7 protein-coding genes and 1 pseudogene are annotated in these 6,465 nt (G+C 67.5%); 2 read left to right on the forward strand and 6 right to left on the reverse strand.

Translation table 11 applies throughout. The features are described from left to right. From ABDW35_RS29405 to ABDW35_RS29430, 6 genes are all read right to left on the reverse strand, one after another. Nucleotides 1-676, reverse strand: a 676-nt coding sequence (locus ABDW35_RS29405) for a GTP-binding protein (protein WP_343717402.1), incomplete at its 3' end; no start/stop codon positions are given. A 29-nt stretch (nt 677-705) separates the two neighbouring features. Then, the gene (gene fusA, locus ABDW35_RS29410; protein ID WP_343717403.1) at nt 706-2,781 is read right to left on the reverse strand and encodes an elongation factor G; all 2,076 of its coding nucleotides are present in this window, start codon (nt 2,779-2,781) and stop codon (nt 706-708) included. Nucleotides 2,782-2,808: 27 nt separating this feature from the next. Beyond that, nucleotides 2,809-3,279 carry a 30S ribosomal protein S7 gene (rpsG, locus tag ABDW35_RS29415; RefSeq protein WP_034842379.1) on the reverse strand — a complete coding sequence of 157 codons (471 nt, stop codon included), beginning with the start codon at nt 3,277-3,279 and terminating at the stop codon, nt 2,809-2,811. A 12-nt stretch (nt 3,280-3,291) separates the two neighbouring features. Continuing rightward, nucleotides 3,292-3,663, reverse strand: a complete 372-nt coding sequence (rpsL, locus tag ABDW35_RS29420; protein WP_026873043.1) for a 30S ribosomal protein S12 — start codon at nt 3,661-3,663, stop codon at nt 3,292-3,294. A gap of 316 nt (nt 3,664-3,979) precedes the next feature. Further along, nucleotides 3,980-4,882, reverse strand: coding sequence for an RNA polymerase sigma factor SigJ (sigJ, locus tag ABDW35_RS29425; RefSeq protein ID WP_343717404.1), 903 nt, complete (start codon nt 4,880-4,882; stop codon nt 3,980-3,982). Nucleotides 4,883-4,959: 77 nt separating this feature from the next. Continuing rightward, nucleotides 4,960-5,592, reverse strand: coding sequence for a glycosyltransferase family 4 protein (locus ABDW35_RS29430; RefSeq protein ID WP_343717405.1), 633 nt, complete (start codon nt 5,590-5,592; stop codon nt 4,960-4,962). On the opposite strand from ABDW35_RS29430, the gene ABDW35_RS29435 reads away from it, so the two are divergent. Both ABDW35_RS29435 and ABDW35_RS29440 read left to right on the forward strand, forming a co-directional pair. Continuing rightward, on the forward strand, nt 5,585-6,166 hold the full coding sequence (locus tag ABDW35_RS29435) for an SDR family oxidoreductase (RefSeq protein WP_343717406.1): 582 nt from the start codon (nt 5,585-5,587) through the stop codon (nt 6,164-6,166). The genes ABDW35_RS29430 and ABDW35_RS29435 overlap by 8 nt on opposite strands. A 98-nt stretch (nt 6,167-6,264) precedes the next feature. After that, nucleotides 6,265-6,465, forward strand: a pseudogene (locus ABDW35_RS29440) (hypothetical protein); the annotation flags it as partial.

The following is a 6,465-nucleotide window of genomic DNA, read 5'->3' on the forward strand; positions in this document are numbered from 1 at the left end:
GGCCCGAGATCGAGAACACGTCCTCGATCGGCATCAGGAACGGCTTGTCCTTCGGACGCTCCGGCTGCGGGATGTACGCGTCCACCTGCTTCATCAGCTCCAGGATCGCGTCGCGGCCCAGCTTCGCATCGCCGTCCTCCAGCGCCACCAGCGCCGAGCCCGGAACGATCGGAATGTCGTCGCCGGGGAAGTCGTAGCTCGACAGCAGCTCCCGGACCTCGAGCTCCACCAGCTCCAGCAGCTCCGCGTCGTCGACCATGTCGACCTTGTTCAGGAACACCACCAGCGCCGGAACGCCGACCTGGCGCGCCAGCAGGATGTGCTCGCGCGTCTGCGGCATCGGGCCGTCCGCCGCCGACACCACCAGGATCGCGCCGTCCATCTGCGCCGCGCCCGTGATCATGTTCTTCACGTAGTCGGCGTGGCCCGGGCAGTCCACATGCGCGTAGTGACGGTTGTCCGTCTCGTACTCCACATGCGCCGTCGAGATCGTGATCCCGCGCGCCTTCTCTTCCGGCGCCTTGTCGATCTGGTCGTACGCCGTGAACGTCGCCCCGCCCTTCTCCGCCAGCACCTTCGTGATCGCCGCCGTCAGCGACGTCTTCCCATGGTCCACGTGACCAATCGTCCCGATGTTGCAGTGCGGCTTCGTCCGCTCAAACTTCGCCTTCGCCATTCTCTCTCTCCGTTCTTCTTACGCGCGCATCAAGCCAGCTTGGCGCGGACTTCGTCGGCGACCGCCTGGGGCACTTGCTCGTAGTGATCGAAGTGCATCGAATACTGGGCACGCCCCTGGGACATCGACCGCAGGGTGTTGACGTAGCCGAACATGTTGGCCAGCGGCACCATCGCCGAGATGACCTGCGCGTTGCCGCGGCTGTCCATGCCCGAGATCTGGCCGCGACGGCTGTTCAGGTCGCCGATGACGTCGCCCATGTAGTCCTCGGGCGTCACCACCTCGACCTTCATGATCGGCTCCAGCAGCGCCGGCTTGGCCTTCGGAATGCCCTCGCGGAACGCCGCGCGGGAGGCGATTTCGAACGCCAGCACCGACGAGTCGACGTCGTGATACGCGCCGTCCGTCAGGGTGGCCTTGAAGTCGATCACCGGGAAGCCGGCGATCACGCCCGTATCCTTGGCCGAGTTCAGGCCCTTTTCGACGCCGGGGATGTATTCCTTCGGCACGGTGCCGCCGATGACCGAGCTCACGAACTGGTAGCCCGAGCCCGCCGGCAGCGGCTCGAAGGTCAGCTTCACGCGAGCGAACTGGCCCGAACCGCCGGTCTGCTTCTTGTGCGTGTAGTCGATCTCGGCCTTCTGCGTGATCGTCTCGCGATAGGCGACCTGCGGCGCGCCGACATTGGCGTCGACCTTGAACTCGCGCTTCATGCGGTCGACCAGGATCTCGAGATGGAGCTCGCCCATCCCCTTGATCACGGTCTGGCCGCTCTCGGCGTCGACGGCCACGCGGAAGGACGGATCCTCCTGCGCCAGGCGCTGCAGCGCGGTCGACATCTTCTCCTGGTCGGCCTTCGACTTCGGCTCGACGGCGACCTCGATGACCGGCTCCGGGAACTCCATGCGCTCGAGCACGATCGGCTTGGCCGGGTCGCACAGCGTGTCGCCGGTGGTGGTCGCCTTCAGGCCGACCAGCGCGACGATGTCGCCGGCGTTGGCCTCCTTGATCTCCTCGCGGTTGTTCGCATGCATCAGCAGCATGCGGCCTACCCGCTCCTTCTGGTTCTTGACCGAGTTCTGGACGTAGGAGCCGGCCAGCAGCGTGCCCGAATAGATGCGGGCGAAGGTCAGCGAGCCGACGAACGGGTCGGTCATGATCTTGAAGGCGAGGGCCGAGAACGGCGCCTCGTCATTGGTCGGGCGGGTGTCGATCTCGTCGGAATCGACCTTGTGGCCCTGGACCTCGGCGACGTCGAGCGGCGACGGCAGGAAGTCGACGACGGCGTCGAGCAGGGTCTGCACGCCCTTGTTCTTGAAGGCGGAGCCGCAGAGCACCGGCACGAACTTGAACGCCAGCGTGCCCTTGCGGATGCAGGCGCGCAGCTGCTCCGGCGTCGGCTCGTTGCCGTCGAGATAGGCCGTCATCACGTCGTCGTCCATCTCGACCGCGGTGTCGAGCAGGGCCTGGCGCAGCTCGGCGGCCTTCTCCTGCAGGTCGGCCGGGATCTCGGCGAAATGGAACTTGGCGCCGAGGCTGTCGTCCTCCCAGATCACCGCCCGGTTCTCCACCAGGTCGACGATGCCGGAATAGTCGCTCTCGATGCCGATCGGCATGTTCAGCACCAGCGGGTTCGCGCCCAGCCGGTCCTTGATCATGTCGACGCAGCGATAGAAGTTGGCGCCGATCCGGTCCATCTTGTTGACGAAGCAGATCCGCGGCACGTGGTACTTGTCGGCCTGGCGCCAGACGGTCTCGGACTGCGGCTCGACACCGGCCACCGAGTCGAACACCGTCACCGCGCCATCGAGCACGCGCAGCGAACGCTCGACTTCGATGGTGAAGTCGACGTGGCCGGGCGTGTCGATGATGTTGACGCGGTAGTCGCGCCAGAACGCAGTGGTGGCAGCCGAGGTGATGGTGATGCCGCGCTCCTGCTCCTGCTCCATCCAGTCCATCGTCGCCGTGCCTTCATGCACTTCGCCGATCTTGTAGGACTTTCCGGTGTAGTAGAGGATTCGCTCGGTCGTGGTCGTCTTACCGGCATCGATGTGCGCCATGATGCCGATGTTGCGGTATTTCTCGATCGCGTGGCTACGCGGCATGATCAGTCTCTCGGGCCGGAGGCTGGGTTACCAGCGGTAGTGCGAGAACGCCTTATTGGCGTCCGCCATCTTGTGCGTGTCTTCGCGCTTCTTCACCGCGGCGCCGCGCTGGTTGGCGGCATCCATCAGCTCGTTCGAGAGGCGGTCGACCATGGTGGTCTCGGAACGCTTGCGCGCGGCCGCGATCAGCCAGCGGATGGCCAGGGCCTGGCCACGCTCGGCACGAACCTCGACCGGCACCTGGTAGGTGGCACCGCCGACGCGGCGCGACCGGACTTCCACATGCGGGCGGACATTCGCCAGCGCCTCGTGGAAGGCCACGATCGGGTCGGCCTTGGTGCGGGCCTGCAGCTTGTCGAGGGCACCGTAGACGATGCTCTCGGTGGCCGACTTCTTGCCGTCGTACATGAGGTTGTTCATGAACTTCGACAGGATGACATCGCCGAATTTCGGGTCCGGCAGGATCTCACGCTTCTCGGCGCGATGGCGACGGGACATGGGGAGACCTCCTTACTTCGGACGCTTGGCGCCGTACTTCGACCGGCGCTGGCGACGATCCTTGACACCCTGCGTATCGAGCGTGCCGCGAATGATGTGGTAGCGCACGCCCGGCAAGTCCTTCACACGACCGCCGCGGATCATGACGACCGAGTGCTCCTGCAGGTTGTGGCCCTCACCCGGGATGTAGCTCGTCACCTCGAACCCGTTGGTGAGACGCACGCGCGCCACCTTACGAAGCGCCGAGTTCGGCTTCTTCGGGGTCGTGGTGTAGACGCGGGTGCAAACGCCACGCTTCTGCGGGCAGGCCTGGAGAGCCGGCACCTTGTTGCGCGCCCGCTGAGGCTGGCGCGGCTTACGGATCAACTGATTGATCGTCGGCATATCTGCCCTTCTTGGTTCTTCGACAAAAAACGGCCCGGCAAAGCGGCCCACCCCTCCGGGTCCCACCGTGCAGACACCCATTCCGAGAGAAGGATGACGCAAACGATACAGGACCCCGAGGCGCCCACACCTGCGGGGCCAACCGGAGTCCTTCGCTTGTCGCGGCCGCATCCCAGATGCCTCCGCGGTCGTCTGTCTCTGCGGAAAGCGCGTCTAACCCGTCCTGCGACGGGTTACAGCCGGCTCCCGGAAAAGCGCGCGGACTATACGGATGCACCCCTGCCCCGTCAAGCCGCATCGATCGCGGCCGGAACGATCAGGCGGAGCCTCGTTCCGGCAGCGGAACCGAGCCCAGCTTGTCGGGGTTGCGGGTCCAGAACACGCCGGTGATGCCGTCAGGCCCGACGGCGAAGTCAATGGTGCCGATCAGGTCGTCCCCGTTCATCACCAGCCAGCCCGGCTGGCCATTGATCCAGCGCGGCAGATAGATAAAGTCCGGCGCGAATTTGCGCCACACGCCCTCGAAGAATCGGGCCACCTTGTCGGCGCCCTCGATCACGTTCATCGCCGCCCGCACCTTGCCGCCGCCGTCGCTGTACAGCCTGGCGTCGCGGGCCAGGAGCGCGGTCAGCTGCGCCAGGTCGCCGGAGCGCAGCGCGTCGCGGAACGCCGTCACCATCGCCCGGTGCTGCGGCTGCGGCACCGGCTCGGCGGTCAGACCGCTGCCTTCCAGCTTGCGCCGGGCCCGGCTGACCAGCTGGCGGGTGGCGACGTCGGTGCGGTCCAGCGCCGTCGCCACGGCGGCATGGTCGAGGCCGAAGACATGCTGCAACAGATAGGCCGCGCGCTCGACCGGGGTCAGCTTTTCCAGCAGCAGCAGGAAGGCGGTGGTCAGCGTCTCGGCACGTTCCAACTCATCGGCGGCGGAGGGGGCGGTGTCGGTCACCAGCGGCTCCGGCAGCCAGGGGCCGACATAGGTCTCGCGCCGGTGCCGGGCCGAGCGCAGCTGGTCGATGCACAGCCGGGTGCAGGCCGTGACCAGCCAGGCCCGGGCGTTGTCGATGCCGCTTCGGTCGGCCGCCTGCCAGCGCAGCCAGGTCTCCTGCACCGCGTCCTCGGCATCGGCGCGCGAGCCGAGCATGCGGTAGGCCAAGCCCCAGAGAACCCTGCGGCTGGCTTCGAAGTCCGCGGCGTCGGTGCGGGCATGGGCTTGGTCCATCTGCGTCTCGGGGGCGACGGGCGATGCAGACAAGACGAAGCAGCCTTCCGGAATGTGACGTCGGGGCGGGACGGCGTTTAGCCTACACCCGCGGCGGCCAGATGGCGGGCGCGGATCTCGTCGAGCCCGGCGACGATGCTGCGGGCATCGAAATGCGCCCGGGCGCGGACCGGCCCCTCGACCTGCAGCCGGCGGCGCAGCGCCGGGTCGCCGATCAGCGTCTCGGCCGCGGCCTGGATATTCTCCGCCGTCACCTTGGGCAAGGTCACCGCCGTGTCGGCGGTGATCTCGCGCAGGCCGCCGGTGCCGGAGCAGATCAGGGCGGCGCCCCAGGTCAGCGCCTCCAGCGCCGTCCGCCCGAACGGCTCCTCATAGACCGAGGGGACGGAGGCGATGGCGGCGCGGCGGACCCAGCCCATGACCTCGTCATGCGGCATGAAGGGCAGGAACTGCGCCCGGTCGCCGGCCTCGGCGAGGGTGGACTTGACCTGCTCGACGAATTCCGGGTCGCGGCCGCGGCCGATCATCACCGCCCGCCAGTCCGGATGCGCCGCCAGCACCGGCTTCATCGCCCGGGCGAATTCCAGCGGCCCCTTGTCCGGGATCACCCGCCCGACCTGGATGATGATGTTCTCCTTCGCCTCCGGCGGCGGCGCCGGCGCGTCCATGTCGAGGCCGTTATGGACGACGTCGAGCGTGCCCTTGTACACCGGCGGCCTTGAAGCCGATCCGGCCAGCGTGGCGCGCTTCGTCGCCGAGGCGGCCGGCGCGCTGGGCGGCATCGACGGGCTGGTCAACAACGCGGCCATCACCAACTCGGGCGGCCGCGACGCGGCCGAGCTCGAGATCGGCACCTGGGACGCGGTGATGGACGTGAACGTGCGCGGCGTGTGGCTGGCCTCGAACGCGGCCTATCCGCACCTGGCGCGCTCGGGACGCGGCGCGATCGTCAACATCGCCTCGGACACGGCCCTGTGGGGCGCGCCCCGGCTGCTCGCCTACGTGGCCAGCAAGGGCGCCGTGATCGCCATGACGCATGCGCTGGCGCGCGAATACGGCGCCGCCTCGGTGACGGTCAATGCGATCGCGCCGGGCCTGACCGAGGTCGAGGCGACTCGCTACGTGCCGGCCGAACGCCATGCCTATTACCTGCAGGGCCGCGCGCTGCCGCGTGCGCAAGGGCCCGAGGACGTGACGGGTCCGGTGCTGTTCCTGCTGTCGGACGCCGCGCGTTTCGTGACCGGGCAGTTGCTGCCGGTGAACGGCGGTTTCGTGATGCATTGACGCTTCAATCATCAGCATGCCGAATCGACGAATACGGTCGATCCGGCGCTTTGGAAAATTGCGGACCCGAGGGTCCCTGAAGTTTCTAGGAGAACACCATGGAGCAGCTCGATATCGAACGCAAGTCGTGGGACCAGCCCGCCGACGCGAGCTTCGCGGACTGGATGGAAGGGCGCGTCGCGCGCCTGTCGACGCGCCGCTACGACTGGGACGCGCTGAAGTTCCAGGCCGACTACGACCCGAAGTACCGCCGCGCGCAGATGCGCTACGTCGGCACCGGCGGCACCGGCGTGTCCAAG

Source organism: Inquilinus sp., assembly GCF_039594555.1.
In the GTDB taxonomy this organism is placed as follows: Bacteria; Pseudomonadota; Alphaproteobacteria; order DSM-16000; family Inquilinaceae; genus Inquilinus.